Origin of the sequence: Ralstonia psammae (assembly GCF_958405935.1) — a bacterium.
GTDB lineage: Bacteria > Pseudomonadota > Gammaproteobacteria > Burkholderiales > Burkholderiaceae > Ralstonia > Ralstonia psammae.
The window spans coordinates 175,157-195,447 of sequence record NZ_CATZBU010000008.1 but is presented as its reverse complement, the minus strand read 5'-3'; the positions used below and the strand labels follow the sequence as shown (position 1 = coordinate 195,447).

Below are 20,291 nucleotides of genomic sequence, written 5' to 3'. Positions count from 1 at the left end.
CGGGGGCAGATGCCACCCCGCAGGGGCCATGGACTCGGTTGCCCCTGCGGCAGTAGGCGCTCAGATTGCCTATTTCATCGGGCGCACGTTCATGCCGTCACCCAGCGTGGTGGGCGGATAAACGACCACAGTGTCGTCGTTCTGGAGTCCGTCGAGTATCTGTGCTTCTTCTGCATTGCGTTGCCCGATCTGAATGGTTCGCTGCGCGGCTTTTCCGTTCTTAACGACAAACGCGCACCAGTTGTCGCCGCAGCGGTATAGCGCACCGATCGGTACCTTCAGTACGTCGGGCCGGTCCCAGATGACGATGCGGCCTTGTACGCGATACCCGTCATTCAATCTTCCTGGCGGGTCAACAAGATCCGCGACAATATGGACGCGCTGTTCTTCGACCCCGAGCGCCGACACCTTGGTAAAGGCCCCCGGACCGACCGTCCGTACTGTGGCGCTGATTGCCAAAGGACCACCCCACTCCACTACCGATACGCGCATGCCCGGGCTGACCTTGACGGCATCGGCGGATAGCACGTCGACGACGAGTTCGTAGTGCGAAGGGTCTGCCAGAAGCATGAGGGCTGCGCCTGCTAGCACAACGCGCTCACTTTGTTGTTCGATGCGCAACAGCACTGTGTTGGTCGGGGCACGCACTTCAACAGGTTGCCCGGCTTCCAACGCCTTCAGATTTGCCATCGCGACGCGAACATCGGCTGCGGCCGATGTTTCTCTTGCGCGCGCAGCAGCCAGGTCGCTGTTACTTGAGGCAAACATGGTGCGCATCTGTTCCACCTCCTGCCTTGACATGGCACCGCTGCTCAGGAGCGCCTCCCCCCGGTCCAGGTTTCGCCGAGCTTGCTCGTAGTCCGCTCGGGCGTGAGCGGCCCGCGCCTGGGCTTCACGAAAAATCGCTGCAGCCGCGTCAACACGCGCCTGTTGCGCTGTTCGTTCCCCAGGGGTCATCGGCACCGGCACCAAGACGGCGATCACCTGCCCTGCCCGAATCTGATCGCCTTCATGCAGCTCAACGCGAAGCAGCCGGCCTGTGATCGGCGCCGTGATGACGTAACGATCATGCGCGCGGATTTCGCCGTCTTCGTCAATCGTGACTTGAAGCGGCCCGCGGGTGACGCGCGCAGTGTCCACCGCCGCGGGCGCTGGCCAGAGCGCGTACGAGAGCGCCAATGCCAGCGCAAGCGCGGCAACGGCAAAGGTGAGCGACTTTCGCAGAGCAGAGCGCTTCATGACTCTCTTGCCTTAAGCACTGCGACGATATCCAACCGTCTGATCTTGGCCGCCACCAGCAGGCCCGAACAGACCACCGCACCACCCGCTACAAGGAATGCATAAGCGAAGGTCGCTGCATGAACCACGAGCGGCAGGCGGTACAAGTCAGTCGCGAGTCGAGCCGACAGGAGCCCGCACACGCCGTAGCCAAGCAGGAGTCCGGCCGGCAGCGCAATGGCCGTGAGCACAAACTGCTCTCCCAGCAGAATCCAGGCCACTTCCCCCTGCGTGAACCCGAGCACGCGCAGCGACGCCAATTGCTGAACACGTTCCGAATAGGCGATACGCATACCGTTGAACGCCACACCAAACGCAATCACACAGGCAAAGGCGAAGTTGATTGACGTGGACAGTCGGACGCTTTCATCCATGATCTTGCGAAAGCTGGCGATGACGGACTGGCGGACAGCCACAGCACTCACCGCCGGAAGTCGCTTCAGCGTCGCATACAGATGCGCCGCCGCATGTTGATCGATGGACAGCCTCGCTCCCGACCAGTTTCCACTCTCCCCCAGCAGCTTCGCCAGCGCCGTCTGGTCCATGTAGGCGGCGACGCCCACCAGGTCTGCGGACAGCCCCATCAACGTTACCTGTTTGGTTTGACGCTTGCCCTCAAGCACCTCGACCGTGATCAGCTCGCCCGGATGTACGCCGAGAACGGCAGCAAGCCTGGCCGAAACCACCAAGCCATCGGGAGGCATGTGCAGCGGTCTGCCCTCATCATCGACCAGCCTGTGCAGATCTGCCGTCTGAGCAATTCCGCTCAGCGAGACCCGTCGAGACCGATACCCTGCCGACAGCCTGACCGGCACATCGCGAAAGCCCTCGACCTTTAGCACGCCGGGCAGACGCTCGATTGCGTAGATGGCACGGTGCGATAACGGCTGAGAAAAAGCGATCGTCACGTCCTGGCGCTCGATTTGCTGAAATTGGGTATCGAACAGGAAATCGATCGAATCAAAGAAAAACCCACCGACGACAAGAATCGCGCTCGCGCATGCGATGGCTAAAGAGCCAAGGAGCGACTTGACGGGCTGGCGCGCGATATTGCGCACAATCATTCGCCACACCACGCTCAGTTGCCGATAGACACCGGCCCGTTCCATCCAGCCCACTGCAAACGCGGGCGGAACGACTGCGCGAAGCGCCTCGACCGGCATCAGTCTCATGGCCTTTACGGTGCTCGCGACGGCACCTCCAATTGCCGTTCCGAGGCTAATGAGAAACGCCCAGGTCATCGTCGCAAGATCGGCTCGAAATTCGAGGTGAGCCAGCCGATAGTATCGAGCGTAGAGGTCGGTCAGATGCATCCCTAACGCCAATCCGCCCCCAATACCGACAACGGTACCAGCGGCAGCCACGATGCAGCCGAGTTGCAGGTAATGCAAACCTACCGAAAGGTCACTGTATCCAAACGCTTTCATCAGGCCGATCTGTGAGCGTTGTGTATCAATGAGCCGGGTCAGCACGTTCTGCAACAGGAACATCGCGACGAGAAAGAAGATGGCTGGCACGTAGGTGGCAGTGACGCGGTTCTGTGCGATCTCGTCGGTAATGAATCGATTCGATATCTGGTTTTCCCGGCTGATTGTTCCGAGTCCGCCGTACGGCAACAGCGCTCGATCGATCTGCGCGATGAGCTGCGGCGCGGGCACGCTGCCATCGAGAGACAACACGAGATCATTGAAAGCGCCATCCATGCGGAACGCTGCCGAAACCGCGTTCGTTCCCATCCACACCACGCCGTAATGACGGTTATCCGGGAAGATGGAGCCGGCGCCCGCCTCGTAGACATACTCCGGCGAGATGGCAAGGCCGACAATGTGCAGGCGCTTCCACCGGCCATTCAGGATGGCGCTGAAGTATTGGCCGGCTCGCAGGCCATTGGCCTCTGCGAACGCCCCGCTGACCAGCACTTCGTCATCTCGGCCCGGCGAAATGTATCGGCCGCTTTGAAGATGCAGCAGGTTGAGCGCGGGCCAGCCGAGTTCCGGGATCGAAACAAGGCGGGCTGTGGCCGGCTCGGCAAGGCCGGGTATGTCGACCGTGACATCTGACACCACGCGCGCGTCCACACGTGACACCCCGGGTAGCGCGGCAATGCGCGAAGCCGTCTGTAGCGGCGCGCGCTTCAGATGGACGAAGAGATCAGCAAAACGGTACGACGCGTAGTAGTCCTGCTGGGCGTTCAACAAAGCCAGATAGGTGCTGCGCATCGCAACAAACGTGGCGACGCCGCATCCGACAACCAGCACGGCTGCCACGACCTGCGCACGCATTTGCCACAGGTCTCGCCAGAGTAGCCGGGCAAGCATGTTCACCATGCCAGATCCCCAACGCGGGCACGCTGTGCGTTGCGGCGGTGCTCGACAAGGGTGCCGCTGCTCATGCGAACGACGCGGTCCGCCATTTCAGCGATGACGGCGTTGTGCGTGACGATGACGATCAGGGTGCCGAACTCGCGGTTCACCTGTTCGAGCACCTCAAGCACCAGTTGCCCCGTCCGAAAGTCCAATGCACCTGTCGGCTCATCGCACAGAAGTACATCTGGCCGCTTTGCAATCGCGCGGGCGATGGCAACGCGTTGCTGCTCACCGCCCGACATCTGGGAGGGAAAGTTGTCTGCCAATGGCCCGATCCCCACCCTGTTCAAGGCCTCGAGCGGATCCAGCGGGTGCTCCGCGATGTCCGTCACCAGTGCGACGTTCTCCCGGGCAGTCAGGCTGGGAATCAGGTTATAGAACTGAAAGACGAATCCAACATGTTCGCGTCGGAATCGCGTAAGGCCTCGCTCCCCCGCGTCGGAAAGGTTGTGGTCCCGATATACGATGGAACCGCTCGTTGGTGTATCCAGCCCGCCCATCAGGTTGAGCAACGTGGATTTTCCGCTGCCAGACGCCCCCAGCAGCACAACGATCTCACCCGAGCCGAGTTCCAGATCGACGCATTCCAGGGCGCGCACGCTCACGCTCCCCATTGGGTAGACCTTGCTGACGGCCTGAATTGTGAACACCGTTTCCACAACACACCGATCGGCTAGATGAGCAAGCACATTTCGGGACGGCGCATTGGGCAATGGCAAGCGCGCTCGAAACGGCCATTGCCGACCGCGTGGCAGGCGGAACGTCTCTTCTACGCCGCGCTTTTCCTGAATGGGATCATGCTCGTGATGGGGGGCGCAATAGGACGTCAGCCATGCGCGAATACAAAAACTCTAGGCGAGTCCCCGGCTTGGATGTTGATGTCCATCAATCTTGAATGGAGCCTTGCGCCTGTGCCCAATGTGTATGGGCGAATGGGCGTATGGGCGGGAGCTTGTAACCGCACCACATGCAGTGATACTCAGACCAGGCACCCGATCATCGTTCTGCGTTGGTCCGTGCGTCTTTGGAGGCCGACGCGGTTGATTCCGGTCGTCGCCAGCGCAGACGCCTGGTTTGCAAGAGGTACCGCCAATCCAGTTTGGCGAACCCATAAACGAGCGCCAGGAACACGACCTGCGACACGACAAAGTACACACCCATGTATGCCCCGTCGATCTCGGCCTCTTCGTCCAGATAGCGGGCGCCAATCTGAGCAATGTGCGTCCACGTCAAATAGCTTATCCAGCGGCCAACGAAGAACGGAAGTCCGATCAACCAGAGCCGCATCCCAGTCAAACCGTAGGCAATGAAGATGTAGTTGGATGGGAACGGGCTGAAGGCGTATGCGAGCATGAGCCCGACGGTCATACCTTTGCGGTCTTCCAGCCAGGCGCGTACCACGTCGATGTTCTGACGATCCTCCTCGCGCATCCAGCGGTTGCGTACGAGCGTGCACGATAGCCGCGCCAGCACCACGCGGCCGAGGGTTGCTGCGCACGCGGCAACGCCCGCAAGAAGCTCTGGGTTGGCATCGGGCTGTGAAAAGCCGATCCACGACATCACCATCCACGTCGGCGGTGCGAAGGCTGGCATCACATTCAGCAACAGGATGGTCGCGAACAATACGAGCAGGTTTGTCATGACGATCAAGCCTCTGCGCCGAGCACATGGAACAATTCGTCCTCTTGCGCGCAATGCAGCCGCAGGATGGCATCCAGCCCATACAGCAAGCGTTGCAGCTCTTGTGTCACAGTGGCATCGGGCCCGTCGGAGGCAACGTCCGCCACGATCCGGTCCAACAGGTTCGTCACGCGGAATATCTCGCGATGCATGGCGCTCATTGCCGCCATCGGGTCATCTCCACCAAGCAGGCGGGCTACGTCCGGATAGAGTTGGGTATCGTCCCGGCGCTCATGCGGCACCAAAACGTCTGCCAAGGACTTGTTGAGCGATAGCAACGCGGCCTTTGCCGCACCGCTCGGCATATGGGGCAGCGAGTCTGCGACGACGCGGATTCGGCTCATGATGGGCTCCAGCTCCGCGTGTTCGGCCTTGAGGCGCTCGACGTCTGCAGAGACCAGTGAACGGGTCGCTTCATGTTCTGTTGGCCGCAGCGCCCGCAACGCGTTCGCGATCGCCAATACATCAATGACCTCCTGCAGCAGGGCGCCGGCCAACGGTGGCAGATGGCCCAGCGCAGCGACAACCATGGCTGCAAGCGACAACGACATGCCGATCATCACGCTCTGCAGCGCGATGCGGCGTGTGCGGTGCGCAATCCGGACTGCGTCGACGAGCCGATCCAGGCGATCCACCAACAAGACAATGTCTGCAGCTTCCGAAGAGGCTGCTGCGCCGCGCGCGCCCATTGCCACGCCAATGTCTGCAGCAGCGAGCGCCGGCGCGTCGTTGACGCCATCGCCAACCATGATCACCTTGCCGTCGGTGCGGGCACCCCGAATCACCGCGAGCTTGGCCGCCGGCGACAGGGCCGCATGGACCTCTGTCACCCCCAGCATGGATCCGACGGATTCGGCAACGTCTGCCCGATCGCCCGTCAACATCGCCTGCCGCGTGATGCCCTCGCGGCGCAACAGCCTCAGCGCGCGAGGTGCCTCGAGGCGAATGCGGTCAATCAACTGCAATGCGCCTACCAGTTCACCGTCCACGCCCACAAAGACAGCCGACGCACCGGCGTAGCTCACACGCTTGATGAACCCTTTCACCCAGGTAGGCACATCCGACGCACCCAAGACATACGGCAGCGAGCCGATGCTCACGACGTGTCCCTCAACGCGGCCGCGAACGCCGGCCCCCGGGCTCTCGACCACCGCACTCGGCAGTCGCAGCGTCGCACCCTGTTCGCGCGCGGCCTTGGCGACGGATTCTGCCGTGACGTGATTCGACGCTTGTGCGAGTGAACCGGCCAGGCCCAGCACAACGTCGGATGCGTACTGCGGCGCGCATTCGATATCGACAAGTCGAGCGTATCCGCTGGTGAGCGTCCCCGTCTTGTCGAAGAACAGCGTGTCGGCCAGCGCCAGCCGCTCCAGCGCGCCCCCGCCTTTGACGAGTACGCCTCGCTTGGCGCAACGCGACAGGCCTGACACGATGGCCACAGGCACTGCCAGGATCAGCGGGCACGGCGTGGCCACGACGAGCACGGCCAGACAACGCGCCGAATCCCCCGTCAGGAGCCAACTTGCCCCGGCCAGGAAAACGGCGACGCCGCCAAAGGCAAATGCATAACGGTCGGCCAGTCTTACGGAAGGACTGCGCTCGGCCTGCGCCGCACCAACCAACCGGACAATGCCAGCAAACGTGCTCTTTTCGGCAGACGCACTCGCGATCATTTCAAATGCCGCGCCCACATTCAGCACGCCGCTGCAAATTGCATCTGCCACCGAGCGATGGCGGGTCAGCGGCTCCCCTGTCAACGTGGATTCATCGAGATCGGCAGGCTCGGACAACGTTCCGTCCACCGGCACGACTTCGCCATGCCGCACCAGCAAGCGATCACCCGCTTGAACCTTCTCCAGACTGACTTGGCACCACTGCCCGCCCTCGAAGCGATTGGCCCGCTTGGGCGCATGACCGAGCAACGCCGTCATTTCGCGCTGCGCCCGCGCTTGGGCAAAGTCTTCCAGCGCGCGTCCGCTCGCGAGCATCAACGCAATCACAGCCGCGACCAGCACCTCCCCAGAGAAGAGCGCAAAGCTGATCGACATCACCGCCAGCACATCCACGCCGGCCTGCCGTTGCATCAGTGACCGAACAATCGTGACTGCCAAGGCTAGCCAGTTCGGAACGATGCCAATCAGCCAGAGCTGCCGCGCCAGTGCATCGGCACCGAGGTACCGGGCCCATAACCCCGCCGCCAATGTCAGTGCCGACAAGGCAAGCAATGCAACGTTGGCGAGCAAGCGCGTGGAGTGCATCGTTGAGTCCCTTGTCGGCGCAGTGTTCATGTGCGCTAGATCATGCGGCGCAGCAGCCGATCCTTCAGGATGAACTCGTGCCAGAGCGCCGCGGCGGCATGCAGCCCGACCGCGATATAGACGAGCGTCGCCCCCGACTCATGGACTTCCTTCGCCAAGTGCGACAACGTCTTGTCTTGCGCAAACGCGAGCGTGAAATTCAGCCCGAACGGTTGAATCGGCTTGCCTCCCCAGGCCAGTGCCAACACGCCCAGAATGGGCATCCCAACCATCAGTGCATAGAGCACGCCATGCGTGAGTCGTGCGACAAGCTGCACCAACGGTGAGCCGGGAACAGGGGGCGGTGCCTGTGTGCCCAATCGGGCTAACAGGCGCAACACCATCAGCGCGAGCACGGAGAGCCCCGCCGTTTGGTGGACTGTGAATAGCGCAGCACGCGCAGCGCTGCCTTTGGGGAAGAAGTCGAGAACTTCGATGGCCACGACGGCGATCAACACCGCCAGGACTACCAGCCAATGGAGCGAGCGCATGGCGACGGAGTATTTCAGGTCGGATTGCATAGGGGTCTCAAAAGTGCGTTGAATCAGGAAAGAAGTTACCGCAGGTCAATCGTCAAAGTCCCACATCCGATGCAGATCGAGCTGGAGGCGGCTGTCAGCCTCCAGCAGGTCGACGCGGGCGAGCCGCTCGGCCAGCAGGGCCTCGGCCAGACTGCGGCGGGTTGCCAGTAGTTCAGTCAAGCCCGACTCGCCTGCGCGATACGCGCGCGTTGCCCGGTCGGCTGCACTCCTTTGCAGCGTAGCCGCTTCCATCTGCGCTTGCGCGCTTGTCCGTTTTCCTTGCAAGTTGCCGTAAAGCACATCGAATTCCGCGCCCAGTCGACGCTCAGAGCCCAACCTGCGCCGAGCCGCCGTTTCCGCGTCAGCTGCGGCTGCCATGGCCGCTGAGCGCCGATGCGCCGAGCCGATCGGCATGGCAACGCTCACGCCCATGATGCGCTCCGCGCCACCCCGCTCCACCGTGACGAACATACCGACAGTCGGGTCAGGCTGACGCTCCAGATCTGCGCGCTTGGCCATGTGCTGTGCCTGGGCCTCTTCTGCCATGGCAAGCCGATATTCGTGGCTGTCTTGAATGTACTGGCTACGTAATCGGTCTGGTGGCTCTGGCGGCAACGCGGGCAGTGCAGTATCGGCCTCAAACGCGGGATGGCCCAGCCCCGGAAACCGGGCTTGCAACTCCGCCTGCGCTGTCTGTTCCGCGGCAACGGCCGTCGCCAGCGCAGCTTGCATGCGCGCGCGATCGGCTGCGGCCAGTTCGGCGTCCAGGCGTGAGGCATCGCCCAGTTGCACCCTTCGGGCAGTCAGCGTCGCCAACTCGGCGGCCGCTTTGGCGTTCTCCTGCGCGGCCTGTCGGGCTTGTCCTGCGCGCACGGCACCAAACCAGAGGGCCAGAATCTGGCGCGATGCCTCATGACGTGCATCCTTGACGGCGAGCTGGCCGGCCTCGGCGGCCGCGTCGGCAAGCAGCCCATCGGCTTGCGCTTTGCCCCACAGCCGCAATGGCCGCTCCACAGCGATCTGCCCTTCCGCATGGCGCTCGGAAGGATCGCGCACCTGACGCCCTTGCCCGATTGCCCGCACCACGGTTTCCGCCGTACCGGCGCGAATACCGTCAGCACGCGCCAGTACGCCATCGCGGCGGGCCTCTGCCGCCAGCACGTCGGGCGACTGCGCAACGGCCTCGCGCACGGCATTCTCCGTGGGTAGATAACTCGGCGAGATTTGCGCTTGCGCTGCGGTACTCCAAAGCAGCATCGCGCTAGCTCCAGCCAATGCGATGCGAAACAGATCCAACCTCATTGCGAATCTCCATGCCCGGCGGCCGCACGCGGCCGAGGCAACCCAAAGCGTTCAAACAGCAGGGGCAGAAGAAGCAGCGTCAGTGCGGTCGAAGAGATCAACCCGCCCGACACAACGATCGCCAGTGGCCGCTGAATTTCTGACCCTGGCCCACTGGCCAGCAGTAGCGGAATCATCCCCAGTGCGGTGATGCAGGCCGTCATCAGCACCGGCCGCAGGCGGTCTCGCACGCCGGCGCGTACGGTTTCCGCCATGCTCAAGCCCGATTCCAGCAGCGTGTTGAAGTGCGAGACCAGCACCACGCCGTTGAGCACCGCGATCCCGAGCAACGCGATGAAGCCCACGGAGGCTGGCACCGACAGGTACTCTCCGGATATCCGCAACGCGGCAATGCCGCCCACGAGTGCGAACGGAATGTTGGCGACCACCAGCACCGCCTGCCGCACCGAGCGGAACGTCAACATCAGCAGCAGAAAGATTGCGCCCAGGGCCAATGGCACAACCAGCGCAAGGCGCGCTGCGGCGCGTTGTTGGTTCTCGAACTGGCCGCCCCACATCACCCGCAACCCTTTCGGCAATGAGCCAATCCCGCCAACGGCTGCCTGCGCTTCCTGCACAAAACCCGCCAGGTCTCGACCGTCAACGTTGGCCTGGATCACGGCAAAGCGGGCGCCGTCTTCGTGGTTGATGCGCACGGGCCCATCTACGCGCTCAATACGAGCCAGAGAGGTGAGCGGCCACGCTTTGCCGTCTGGCGCGGTCACCAATAGATTGGTCAGCTTTTCAGGTGCCTGCCGCAAGCCTGCGCTGCCACGCAAGATCAGCGGCGTGCGGACGATGCCCTCAGGCACCACGCCAATTCGGTCGCCCTCGATCAGCGCGCGCAGTTGCGCCTGCAGGGCATCACCGGAAAACCCCGCCTGGCCGACCGCAGCCCGGTCCAGCGACACCTTCAGGTATTGCACACCGCTATTGCTGGGCGCTATCACCTCAGCCGCACCTGGGATGGTGCGTACCTTGGCAGCGATGGCTTGCGCCGCCGCATCGATGGCGGCAAGGTCGCTGCCAAAAAGCTTGATGGCAACGTCGCCACGTGTGCCGGTCAGCATCTCCGAGACACGCATCTCAATGGGCTGCGTGAACCCGTAGATCACGCCGGGGAAGCGCTCCATCACGCGCCGGATCGCAATCGCGATGTCTTCCTTGCTGCCGCGCCACTGATCCTTGGGCTTGAGCACCAGGAAGGTATCGGTTTCGTTCAGGCCCATCGGGTCAAGGCCAAGATCATCCGAACCCGAGCGTGCGACGATCGAGCGAATTTCCGGCACCTCCTTGAGCAGCGCCTGCTGCACACGTTGGTCCATGTCGAGCGACGCGGTTAGCGAAACGGACGGCGCCTTCTGCAACTGCACGATCAAGTCGCCCTCGTCCATCGTCGGCATGAACGTCTTGCCGACCGACATATACAACACCACGGCCATCGCCAACGCCACCCCTGCCAGACCGAACACCATGCGGCGATGCGTTGTCGTCCATGCCTGGATTCGCGCAAAGCCGCTCGCTACCTTGCGCATCAACCAAGGCGGCTCATCTGCATGCGCAAGCAAGAGCAAAGAAGCCAGCGCCGGGACCACCGTAAACGCGATCACCACGGACGAGGCCAGCGCCAGCACGATGGTGAGCGCCACCGGCCCGAAGAGCTTGCCCTCCAGCCCTTGCAATGACAACAACGGCAGGAACACGATGGCAATGATCGAAACGCCCGACAGCATCGGTGCCGCTACCGTTGTCACCGCATGGCGGATGATCGCACCGCGCAGCGCAGGATCTGTCTTGTGGTCTTGCGCGCGCGCCATGGCCGTCTCGATGTTCTCGACCACGACGACAGCTGCGTCCACGAGCATGCCCAGCGCAATGGCGAGCCCGCCGAGGCTCATCAGGTTGGCGGTCAGGCCGACGTAGCGCATCAGGAGGAAGGTCGCCAGCATCGACAGCGGGAGTGTGGCCGCCACTACCAGCGCCGCCCGCACCCCGCCCAGGAACAGGTACAAGGTGATGACCACCAGCACGCTGGCTTCAATCAAGGCGCGAACCACGGTATTGGCCGCACGCGTCACCAGCTCGCCGCGGTTGTAGAAAACGTGGGTCGACATGCCTTTGGGCAACTGTGGGCCAAGCGCATCCAGCCGCTCCTGCACCGCCTCGACCAGCTTGCGGGCATCGCTGCCGCGCAGGCCCAGCACCAGTCCTTCAACCGCTTCGCCGTTGCCGTCTTTGCTGACAGCGCCGTTGCGGGTGGCCTCGCCCAGCCGCACGGTCGCAACATCGCCAACCGTAACCGCAGGGGCCGAAGACAGGCCCTGCGCCGGTACCACGACAATCGCTCGCAAGTCATCCAGCCCGCGTATGCCACCTTCTACGCGCACGACCCAATGCTCGTCCCCGCGATCCAGTCGCCCTGCCCCGTCGTTGCGATTGTTGGCGTCCAGCGCCTGACGCAATTGCTCAAGGGTGACGGCGCGTGCGCGCAACCGGGCCGGGTCGGGTGTCACCTCATAGCTGCGCACCTCACCGCCTAGGGCGTTGACATCGGCCACGCCCGCCACGGTGCGCAGCGCCGGCCGGATCACCCAGTCCAGCACACGGCGCCGCTCGGCCAGGGAGTAGCCATCGCCCTCCACGGTGAACATGAACATTTCGCCCAGCGGCGTGGTGATGGGCGCCAGGCCGCCCACAGCGGTTGACGGCAGATCGCGCGCCAAGCCGGCCAGGCGCTCCGATACTTGCTGGCGCGCCCAGTAAACATCCACCCCCTCTTCAAAATCGACGGTCACGTCACTGATGCCGTACTTGGATACCGAGCGCACGATCGTCTTGTGCGGTAGGCCGAGCAGTTCCTGCTCGATCGGCGTCGAGACCCGCTGCTCAACCTCCTCAGGGGTCATGCCCGGCACCTTGAGCACGACCTTGACCTGCGTCGGCGAGATATCGGGAAACGCATCGATCGGCAGGTTCAGATAGGCCCACGCGCCGGCCGCAGCCAACACACCGGCCGCGATCAGCACCAGCACGCGTTGACGCAAAGAGAACTCAATCAGGCGGGCCAGCATCACTGTTCTCCCGCCAGCAAGCCCTTGAGCGCACCGACACCTGTCACCGCTACGCGTGTACCCGCTGGTAGATTGGCGCGAACGACAGCGATGGCGTCGTCCGTACTGGCGACGGCAACATCCTGGAAGCGGAAGCCCTTGTCTGTGGCGACGAATACGCCTGGCGTGCCTCGCACGTAGACCAACGCTGCCATCGGAACCCGCAACAGGCCGGCGGCGTTTGCATTGGCCGCGCCGCGCAGCTTGAGCGTGACGTTGACGCTCTCCCCGGCACGCAGGTCCCCACGTCGCTCCAGCGATGCACGCACACGCACGCCCGCAGTGCCATCACCAGAAGGCGCAACGCCAATGACGGTGCCGCCCACGCCGCGCTGCGCGACCTCGACGCGGTCACCTGTGGCCGGCAGCGGTATATCGCGGCCGACGAGCAAGTCCAGCTCCAGCGCTGCCGGGTCAACGATCCTGAAAAGCGGTGCCGCCGCTTCGACTCGCGCGCCCGGAACAGCGTTGACTTCGGACACCACGCCACCCCGGCTGGCCACCAACTGCGCCTCGCCGCCCGAGCCGCTGAATGCGATGCCTGCGGAGGCCAACTCTGCCCGGCGCGCCTTGACCATGGCGTTCGCCTCAGCGGCCCGCGCCTGCGTTGTCTGCCAGCGGCTTGCAGCGATGATGCCGTCGTCGTACAGCGCCTTGTCGCGGGCCAGCGATTGCTGCGCGAGATGCGCCTGCGAATTGGCCTCCGTCAGCGCGCGACTGGCTTCGAAGAGTTGCGGGCTCAGAAAGCCCGCCAGCGGCTGCCCCGCGCGGACGGTTTGCCCCACGGACACCAACACGCGGGACACCATGCCCGCATATGGGGCCGCCATCACATATTGCGCATCGGGCTTGAAGACGACACGCGCGTGCGTGCCGACCTCCAACCCCGAGGAGGTGGCGACCGGGCTGAAGCGCACTCCGAGGGAGCGCGCCTGTTCAGCCGAGAGCGGCACTGCCTGCGCAACTGCTTGGGCAGCGGCCTGCTCGAGCGGAAACGCGGTCAGCGCAATACACGCACTGGCCGCGACGATTCGTTTGAAAGACATGCCTGACTCCAATTCACGGAGGCAACGCTATGGACGCCGCCCCTGATTGCCTCGCGTACGCGAGCGACCTGAAGGTCCGCCGTCGCTCAGCATTTCCATGCGACGCGAACGGCAACCTCTTACGGTGGATGGCTGGTGGAAAGCGAAGCCGCTACCGCCGCGTGGCGCCAGGCGAGCGCAATGAAGCAGAAGACAGCGCTTCTGACCGATTCATCTTCGCCAATGCCAACACGAGGGGCTTGTTGCAAGTCAACAAGTTGCGGCACAACGCGCCCGCCGGCCGTCTACCGGGTACGGATCAGTACAGCAGCGGAGGGGCTTGGGCCGGAGGTGGCCGATTGATGCGATCGCGCCAGCGCGCTCGCAGTGGCGTCGGCCGAGGGGCAGGACGTGATACCGAGGCGCAAGCAAGCGCCGCCAGCAGGAGAAATGTCAGCGGGGACACCCCGGCGGCAGACGCTGCCCAAAGAAATGCGGCGAGTTCCGCCGGACCAATGGCAGGCTCGACATCCACCTCGAAGGGTTCCTGGCTCTTCACGGCCCAGTCATGAGGGCTGGTCTCGGCAGAATCCTCGGTGGGAGGGCGGTGGCCAAACGATGTGGATTGGAAATGAGAATCAACCGCGGCAGGAAGTGCGGTGTGCACGTGCAGGCCAAATTGTTTCGGAGTTCCGAGATGGCCGTGCAGAAGCGGGCTGAGCAGCTGCATCAACACGATGGTCAACAACAGCATTGCCCGAAGCGAGATGCTTGCGGTCGCACGTGGCATGCTTGAATTGTAACGCAATGTGCCATGCATAAGGCGGCGCAGAGACAGCGTCTGCGTCTCCACAAGGGAAAGTCTGGCTCGCGTGCGCATCGTTGGGGTTGGGTATCCGTTTGGACAGCGTGATGTCAGCCCGCTTCCGTCGGAGAAAGACCCACCACTGCATGCGCCAACGCATATGCCGAGGAATACTCCAGCTCGCCCGAGGCTTGCGCGTGGATCGTGAATAGCGGTTGCCCCACACTCACCTGATCCCGCAGTCGCACATGCATCTGCACGCCAGCGACTTGACGCATCGGTGCACCCGCAAGTTTTGCGATGCGGGCAAGGTGGCGGTTATCGATGTTGGTGACGATGCCATGCTGCTCGGCAACGACGTCGCGGCGGAAGACGGCCTCTCCGGGGATGCGTAAACCACCCTGCGCCTCGCAAATCGCTTCAAACTTTCGCCATGCGGCCCCACTATCCAGCAGGCCGGTTGCCATGTCGCGCCCCGTTCCCGCAACGGCTGCGCCGCAAAACTCCAGCAATGCGCCTGCGAGCAATAACGACCGGTCCCGCAAATCGAACGGCGCCGTTGGGGACCGCTCAAGTACAGCCAGAACGTCTCTTGCTTCCAGAGCGGGGCCAATCCCGCGGCCGATGGGTTGCGAGCCATCCGTGCGGATCATCAGCACCTGTACCCCAAACGCTTGTGCCACGCGCTTGAGCAGCATTTCCAGGCGCTCGAGGTCTCCGATATTGCGGACCTTGGCCGTGGGGCCGACGGGCACATCGATCAACACATGGGTGGACCCGGCCGCGATCTTCTTGGACAGAATGGACGCCACAAGCTGTGCATCGCTGTCGACATCAAGTGCCCTTTCCACGCGGATCAGCACATCGTCAGCCGGGCTGAGGCTCAACGCCCCGCCCCACGCGAGCGATGCCCCTACCTGCCCCACAACGCTTCGCAGCTCCGCCGCGGTCAGGTTCACGCGGGTGAGCGTTTCCATCATGTCAGCGGTGCCTGCTGGCGACGTGATGGCACGTGATGAGGTTTTGGGCAACAGCAGCCCCGCCGCCGCACAGATGGCAACGATGATGGGGCTGGTGCGATTGCCGGGCAGACCGCCTACGCAGTGCTTGTCTGCCACGACCGCGCGATCCCAATGCAGGCGCTCGCCCGAGTCGACCATGGCTTGTGTGAGGTCGATGGTCTCCTTCGTGGTCATGCGGCCCGCTGCACAGGCGCTCAGGAATGCTGCAATATGGACATCGGCATAGCGCTCGTGGGAGATGTCCGCGACGATCTCCTGCAATTGCTTTGCGTCCAGATGCGCGCCATAGATCTTGGCGCGCAGGGCCCGCAGTGACTCAAGCGACGGCGCATGCGTGACGCACACTTCGTCCCCGGGACGCGCCATCAACGAATCCACCGCGCTGGCTGACAGGCTGACCTCATGCTTTTCCAGCAGCTCCGACCCCACCAGGTTCAGCGTAGCTATCAGCGACCGCTGCCCGATGTGGACTTCCACACGGGCCTGCGCGGCAAAGCCCTCTGCGCGGCAAATGGCGCTCTCGGGGTGCATGTAGATGACGTGCTCCTGCCACGTGTCAATGCCAAGCGCTTTGAACTTGAGGTGTTCCGGCGGCGCGAGGGGCACGTCAGCCGAGGGCATGGAGATGGCGCTCATGACATGCGCGTCAGCCGGCGAAACGGAAGTGCCCACTGTGCAGCGTGATCTCCTTGGAATCTGTCTGCTCGAACAGTATGCGTGCGACTTCTTCGATATGACCACGGTGCATTTTGAACGCGCTGAGCAGATCGTCCGACTGGCACGAGCGCGCATCAAAATGGTCCTCAAGCGCCTCCGCTGTGATCACGTAGCTTGCGGAGCTGCCATCGATCGACGCGCGGCATTGCAGGTGCGGGCCCGCTGCGCAGTATGTCGGGTCGTCAGGCAGAAACCTGATCTGTTTCATGATGGCCTCCAGATACGGGAGCGCCCCGATCAAACAAGCAGCTGCTTGCTCGAAGGCAGGGGTAAATCGAACATGCGGGAAATGGCGTCGGACAGCGGCTCTGTCAGTGCGATCTGATTCGAGGGGTGCGCGATGGTGTCGCACGTAACGACATCTGCACTTGCCGCGCAAAGCTGGCTGTACGCGTCGGCGGCAAATACAGCGTGTACCCCAACGCAAACCGGCCGCGGTTGCCCTGCGCGCCGCAGCAAGTCCGCAGCGGCAAGCATCGTGCGCCCGGTCGAGACGATGTCGTCGATCAGCACGGGCACACACCGTGGCGGAATGCTTGGCAATTGCGCGACCTCCACGTGCCACGCACTGTGCCGTGTCTTGGTCAATGCGGCCCATGGGGCCTGGCATATGCCGGCCACATGTTCGACCCACTGCCTGCTTTCGTCGTCGGGCCCGATCAGGAACGGTGCCTGTACATGGGTCTGGATCCATGCGGCAATGGCAGGCGCGGCTTCCACCGCGAACGTTGGCATGCGGTAGACATTCGACAACTGTGCAATGCGATGCAGATGCGGATCCACCGTGACAAGCCAGTCGAAGGCCGGATTCAGCAAGGCGGCAAAGTGTTCTGCAGCGCGAATCTCGCCCGCTTTGAAGATGACGTCCTGTCGCATATAGGCGAGGTACGGCGCAATCAGGCCTACACGGCGCGCGCCGCCCTCGCGTGTGGCAATCGCCAGCCAAAGCAACGGCAACAGCTTCTCGTCGGGATGATCGAGTGTGCAGACAATGGCAACTTCTGCGCCGTGCACAGGCGTGTACAGCCGCACGTAGGATTCACCGTCCGGAAAGTGGCTCACGGCGGCATGCCCCAACTCCGCGCTCAGCGGGATGGCAAGTCGCATGGCGGCTGCCTCGCAGCCCGGCATGGCGATCAACACGCGCTGCGGATCCAGACCAACGGCCGGGGCGGTCATGGGGCCTCCAGATCGTAGGACTGGCGATACTCCGGCATGCGGATTGGCCACTGCAGTTCATGCTCGATGCGCTGGCGCAAGGCGTCGCTGGCAGCCGGCTCGCCATGCACGATGAAGGTCTGCCGTGGCGGCCGCGTGAAGCCGCGCAACCAGGTCATCAGTTCATTGGCATCCGCATGGGCGGACAGATTCTGGATCTGCTCAACCGAGGCCCGGATGGCAACCTCATGTCCGTGCACGCGCAACGCCCGTTGACCGGCCAGCAGCGCGGCGCCCCGCGTGCCGGCCGCCTGAAAGCCCGACATCAGGATGGCGTTGCGCTTGCCGCCGCCAAAGCTCTTGAGGTGATGCAGCACCCGCCCGCCCGTTGCCATGCCGCTTGCTGCCAGGATGATCTTGGGTGCGCGATCATTGCCCAGGTGCATCGACTGTTCGGGGCTCTGAACCGGAATGGCCAACGCACAGGCGGCCTGGCAGTCGGCAACTCCGATATGCAGGTCGTCAACATGATGCGCAAACACCTCGGTCGCCAGCTCGGCCATCGGGCTGTCGAGGTAGATCGGCACGTGGGGAATCCGATGTTCGCGGATCAGCAGGTAGAGGCAATACAGAAGCTCTTGCGTACGCCCCACCGCAAAGGCAGGGATCAGCAGCGTGCCGCCCTGCCCAATCGTTCGCTGCACAACCTGCTGGAGTGCATCGAGCGGATCGCCCTCCGGATGCACGCGGTCGCCATATGTGGATTCGACCAGCAAGGTATCGGCCTCGGCAATGGGCTCGGGTGGCCGCATGACGGGATCGACTTGCCGCCCCAGGTCGCCAGAAAAGACGATCCGGCGCCCCTCGGCCAGCAATGTCGCCGTGGCCGCACCGATGATGTGCCCTGCACGGTGGAACTCGGCTTCCACGCCATCGGCCACCGGAAAGCGCTCGCCATAGCCAACGGGATGCAGGCGGCGCAATGCCCTGGCTGCGTCCTTTTCATCGTAGAGCGGCAAGGCGGGATGATGGCGCGAGAACCCCTGTGCATTCGCGTACTGTGCGTCCTCCTGCGCAAGCCGAGCGCTATCTGGCAGCAGGATATTGCACAGTTCCGCCGTGCCTTTCGTGCAATAGACGGGGCCACGAAACCCATTGCGGACGAGCAGCGGCAGGTAGCCGCTGTGGTCGATATGGGCATGCGTGAGCACGACAGCATCGACGTGGTGCGGGTTGACGGCAAGCTTGTCCCAGTTCCGCAGACGCAATGACTTGTATCCCTGAAACAGCCCGCAGTCGACCATGACACGGCGCGCGCCGGTCTCAAGCACGTACTTCGAGCCGGTCACCGTGTCGGTCGCGCCGAGAAATTGCAGCCGCATGCCACACCTCCCTGACGCTCAGCGAATCGTGACGCGCTGCTGTGGTGACGCGTCCTTCTTGGGCAGCGTCACGCGCAGCAGTCCGTTCTCATAAGTAGCGTCGACCTTGCTTTCGTCGATCGCCGCATCCAGCGTGAACACGCGCTGCATGGATCCGCTGTAGCGCTCGCTGCGGATGATGCGCTCGCCCTCCTTCTCCTCGGAATTGCGCTCCACCTTGGCCGAGATCATGACTGTGCCGCGATCGACCGTCACGTCGATGTCTTCCTTCTTCGCACCCGGGATTTCCGCGACAACGTTGTAGGCCTTGTCGGACTCCGTGACGTCCACCTTGAACGGCAGCACGGCATCCATGCTGCCGCGAAACGAGCGCAGGAGCCCCTGGAAGATATCGCCTACCGGCTCAATAGCGAACGGGTCATAACGCTTGAGTTGACTCATGACTGCCTCCTAATGAATGGCCCGGGGGGATCTTGGGCCAGCAGATTCATCGTGGCACGGCAGTGCCAGCGCGCCTTGCGGCAGATCAACGGCGGCGCACAGCGGTGGCGGCACAGGGCGTCAGGGGATTCGTATCGAGCACATCGCTTCCGAGGCCCCGGCCAGCGTGTCAGGCTTTCCTGACATGGAGACCCGCAGCTCCGACAGCATTCTCAGCGCAGCCTGCATGACGCTAGCGGGTGCGCTGTCAATACTGGTGACACGCCAACAAGCAACGCAGCATCCGGTCGAGTCGCCCCGGAACACGACAACGCCCGGCCAGTACAACGGAGCGCGCCATGAACCAGAACATTGACTCCATCGCCCAGTGGATTGATCCGCGCGACCTCGCCGCTTTCGACACGGCGCTTCCTGTTGGCGCGCATCTTGTAGCAGAACGCGATGGGTACGAACACCACGGCATCTATGTCGGTTGCGGGCAGGTGATTCATTACGCCGGCTTCTCGCGCCGTCAGCGCCGCGGGCCGGTGGAGAGCATCTCCATTGGCTGCTTCGCATGCGGTTTTGCGGTGACCATCCAGCGCCACGCCAGCCCCTTCTATGACGGCGAAGAAGTCGCCCGCCGTGCCATTTCACGCCTGGGGGAGCGCAACTATCGGTTGCTGACCAACAACTGCGAGCACTTCTGTTCGTGGTGCCTGTTTGGAGAATGCCGCAGCGCACAGGTGGAGGCGTGCCTGAAAAGCCCCGGGCGTGCCGCGCGCACGCTACTCAAGCTGATGCTGCTGGCACTTTCTATCGAACGGCGGACGGCACAGCCCCCGGCTCAGGCCGCATGACGCTGGAGAACACCATGCCCCAATACGACACCTCGTTGCGCGAGCTGATTGCCAAGTGGTTTGGCTTGAGCGCCACCCCGCATCTGCGAATCACGCGCCTGCATTGCTCCGGCGTTGATTGTGGCTGCGTGCGGGCCGAGCTCACGACATCCGCCCGCCCGCTTGCCATCCTCTTCTTCCGTCACCAGGCCGGTTGCTGGCGGTTGTTTCCGCCATCGCACGTACGACGCCGCTAGTCGCAACGCAGGTCTTCTTTCTGGACGGCAAGCCCGAATTGCAGACAGGTTGATCCGCATCAACCGCCTTACC

General features: G+C 63.3%; 17 protein-coding genes. 2 read left to right on the top strand and 15 right to left on the bottom strand.

Going from position 1 to position 20,291, the window contains the following annotated elements:
- Positions 1–69 precede the first annotated feature (69 nt).
- From R2N16_RS17170 to R2N16_RS17100, 15 genes are all read right to left on the bottom strand, one after another.
- Positions 70–1,239: an efflux RND transporter periplasmic adaptor subunit gene (locus R2N16_RS17170; RefSeq protein ID WP_316666978.1), complete on the bottom strand. Its 1,170-nt coding sequence runs from the start codon at positions 1,237–1,239 to the stop codon at positions 70–72.
- On the bottom strand, positions 1,236–3,605 hold the full coding sequence (locus R2N16_RS17165) for an ABC transporter permease (RefSeq protein ID WP_316666977.1): 2,370 nt from the start codon (positions 3,603–3,605) through the stop codon (positions 1,236–1,238). Before R2N16_RS17165 ends, R2N16_RS17170 begins: the two co-directional genes overlap by 4 nt.
- Positions 3,599–4,303, bottom strand: a complete 705-nt coding sequence (locus tag R2N16_RS17160; RefSeq protein WP_316666976.1) for an ABC transporter ATP-binding protein — start codon at positions 4,301–4,303, stop codon at positions 3,599–3,601. The genes R2N16_RS17165 and R2N16_RS17160 overlap by 7 nt, the downstream gene beginning before the upstream one ends.
- Positions 4,304–4,640: 337 nt before the next feature.
- Entirely contained in the window at positions 4,641–5,285 is a 645-nt protein-coding gene (locus tag R2N16_RS17155; protein ID WP_316666975.1) for a hypothetical protein, read from the bottom strand.
- Positions 5,286–5,290: 5 nt separating this feature from the next.
- Positions 5,291–7,582, bottom strand: coding sequence for a heavy metal translocating P-type ATPase (locus R2N16_RS17150; RefSeq protein WP_316666974.1), 2,292 nt, complete (start codon positions 7,580–7,582; stop codon positions 5,291–5,293).
- A gap of 35 nt (positions 7,583–7,617) precedes the next feature.
- Positions 7,618–8,142, bottom strand: a complete 525-nt coding sequence (locus R2N16_RS17145) for a cytochrome b (protein WP_316666973.1) — start codon at positions 8,140–8,142, stop codon at positions 7,618–7,620.
- A 45-nt stretch (positions 8,143–8,187) separates the two neighbouring features.
- Positions 8,188–9,444 (bottom strand): TolC family protein, encoded by a 1,257-nt coding sequence (locus R2N16_RS17140; RefSeq protein WP_316666972.1) that lies wholly within the window; start codon positions 9,442–9,444, stop codon positions 8,188–8,190.
- Complete coding sequence (locus R2N16_RS17135; protein WP_316666971.1) at positions 9,441–12,554, bottom strand: efflux RND transporter permease subunit; 3,114 nt, start codon at positions 12,552–12,554, stop codon at positions 9,441–9,443. Before R2N16_RS17135 ends, R2N16_RS17140 begins: the two co-directional genes overlap by 4 nt.
- Positions 12,554–13,639, bottom strand: a complete 1,086-nt coding sequence (locus tag R2N16_RS17130) for an efflux RND transporter periplasmic adaptor subunit (RefSeq protein WP_316666970.1) — start codon at positions 13,637–13,639, stop codon at positions 12,554–12,556. The genes R2N16_RS17135 and R2N16_RS17130 overlap by 1 nt, the downstream gene beginning before the upstream one ends.
- 298 nt (positions 13,640–13,937) lie before the next feature.
- Positions 13,938–14,372 carry a hypothetical protein gene (locus R2N16_RS17125; protein WP_316666969.1) on the bottom strand — a complete coding sequence of 145 codons (435 nt, stop codon included), beginning with the start codon at positions 14,370–14,372 and terminating at the stop codon, positions 13,938–13,940.
- Positions 14,373–14,533: 161 nt separating this feature from the next.
- Entirely contained in the window at positions 14,534–16,081 is a 1,548-nt protein-coding gene (locus R2N16_RS17120; protein ID WP_316666968.1) for a thymidine phosphorylase family protein, read from the bottom strand.
- A 10-nt stretch (positions 16,082–16,091) separates the two neighbouring features.
- Positions 16,092–16,370, bottom strand: a complete 279-nt coding sequence (locus tag R2N16_RS17115; protein ID WP_316666993.1) for a DUF1488 family protein — start codon at positions 16,368–16,370, stop codon at positions 16,092–16,094.
- A gap of 29 nt (positions 16,371–16,399) precedes the next feature.
- The gene (locus R2N16_RS17110; protein ID WP_316666967.1) at positions 16,400–17,341 is read right to left on the bottom strand and encodes a ribose-phosphate pyrophosphokinase; all 942 of its coding nucleotides are present in this window, start codon (positions 17,339–17,341) and stop codon (positions 16,400–16,402) included.
- On the bottom strand, positions 17,338–18,702 hold the full coding sequence (locus tag R2N16_RS17105) for an MBL fold metallo-hydrolase RNA specificity domain-containing protein (protein ID WP_316666966.1): 1,365 nt from the start codon (positions 18,700–18,702) through the stop codon (positions 17,338–17,340). Before R2N16_RS17105 ends, R2N16_RS17110 begins: the two co-directional genes overlap by 4 nt.
- Positions 18,703–18,720: 18 nt before the next feature.
- On the bottom strand, positions 18,721–19,143 hold the full coding sequence (locus tag R2N16_RS17100) for an Hsp20/alpha crystallin family protein (protein WP_316666965.1): 423 nt from the start codon (positions 19,141–19,143) through the stop codon (positions 18,721–18,723).
- Between the two features lie 338 nt (positions 19,144–19,481).
- Here R2N16_RS17100 and R2N16_RS17095 point away from each other — a divergent pair, with 338 nt between their 5' ends.
- Positions 19,482–19,982: a lecithin retinol acyltransferase family protein gene (locus R2N16_RS17095; RefSeq protein WP_316666963.1), complete on the top strand. Its 501-nt coding sequence runs from the start codon at positions 19,482–19,484 to the stop codon at positions 19,980–19,982.
- Between the two features lie 14 nt (positions 19,983–19,996).
- Positions 19,997–20,218, top strand: a complete 222-nt coding sequence (locus R2N16_RS17090; protein WP_316666962.1) for a hypothetical protein — start codon at positions 19,997–19,999, stop codon at positions 20,216–20,218.
- Positions 20,219–20,291: the final 73 nt, after the last annotated feature.

What these genes read in the sequence shown, in the direction of transcription:
- R2N16_RS17170 (WP_316666978.1), bottom strand. Translation starts at nt 1,239, where the DNA reads ATGAAGCGCTCTGCTCTGCGAAAGTCGCTCACCTTTGCCGTTGCCGCG.
- R2N16_RS17165 (WP_316666977.1), bottom strand. Translation starts at nt 3,605, where the DNA reads ATGGTGAACATGCTTGCCCGGCTACTCTGGCGAGACCTGTGGCAAATG.
- R2N16_RS17155 (WP_316666975.1), bottom strand. Translation starts at nt 5,285, where the DNA reads ATGACAAACCTGCTCGTATTGTTCGCGACCATCCTGTTGCTGAATGTG.
- R2N16_RS17150 (WP_316666974.1), bottom strand. Translation starts at nt 7,582, where the DNA reads ATGCACTCCACGCGCTTGCTCGCCAACGTTGCATTGCTTGCCTTGTCG.
- R2N16_RS17145 (WP_316666973.1), bottom strand. Translation starts at nt 8,142, where the DNA reads ATGCAATCCGACCTGAAATACTCCGTCGCCATGCGCTCGCTCCATTGG.
- R2N16_RS17140 (WP_316666972.1), bottom strand. Translation starts at nt 9,444, where the DNA reads ATGAGGTTGGATCTGTTTCGCATCGCATTGGCTGGAGCTAGCGCGATG.
- R2N16_RS17135 (WP_316666971.1), bottom strand. Translation starts at nt 12,554, where the DNA reads ATGCTGGCCCGCCTGATTGAGTTCTCTTTGCGTCAACGCGTGCTGGTG.
- R2N16_RS17130 (WP_316666970.1), bottom strand. Translation starts at nt 13,639, where the DNA reads ATGTCTTTCAAACGAATCGTCGCGGCCAGTGCGTGTATTGCGCTGACC.
- R2N16_RS17125 (WP_316666969.1), bottom strand. Translation starts at nt 14,372, where the DNA reads ATGCTGTTGTTGACCATCGTGTTGATGCAGCTGCTCAGCCCGCTTCTG.
- R2N16_RS17120 (WP_316666968.1), bottom strand. Translation starts at nt 16,081, where the DNA reads ATGAGCGCCATCTCCATGCCCTCGGCTGACGTGCCCCTCGCGCCGCCG.
- R2N16_RS17115 (WP_316666993.1), bottom strand. Translation starts at nt 16,370, where the DNA reads ATGAAACAGATCAGGTTTCTGCCTGACGACCCGACATACTGCGCAGCG.
- R2N16_RS17110 (WP_316666967.1), bottom strand. Translation starts at nt 17,341, where the DNA reads ATGACCGCCCCGGCCGTTGGTCTGGATCCGCAGCGCGTGTTGATCGCC.
- R2N16_RS17105 (WP_316666966.1), bottom strand. Translation starts at nt 18,702, where the DNA reads ATGCGGCTGCAATTTCTCGGCGCGACCGACACGGTGACCGGCTCGAAG.
- R2N16_RS17100 (WP_316666965.1), bottom strand. Translation starts at nt 19,143, where the DNA reads ATGAGTCAACTCAAGCGTTATGACCCGTTCGCTATTGAGCCGGTAGGC.
- R2N16_RS17095 (WP_316666963.1), top strand. Translation starts at nt 19,482, where the DNA reads ATGAACCAGAACATTGACTCCATCGCCCAGTGGATTGATCCGCGCGAC.
- R2N16_RS17090 (WP_316666962.1), top strand. Translation starts at nt 19,997, where the DNA reads ATGCCCCAATACGACACCTCGTTGCGCGAGCTGATTGCCAAGTGGTTT.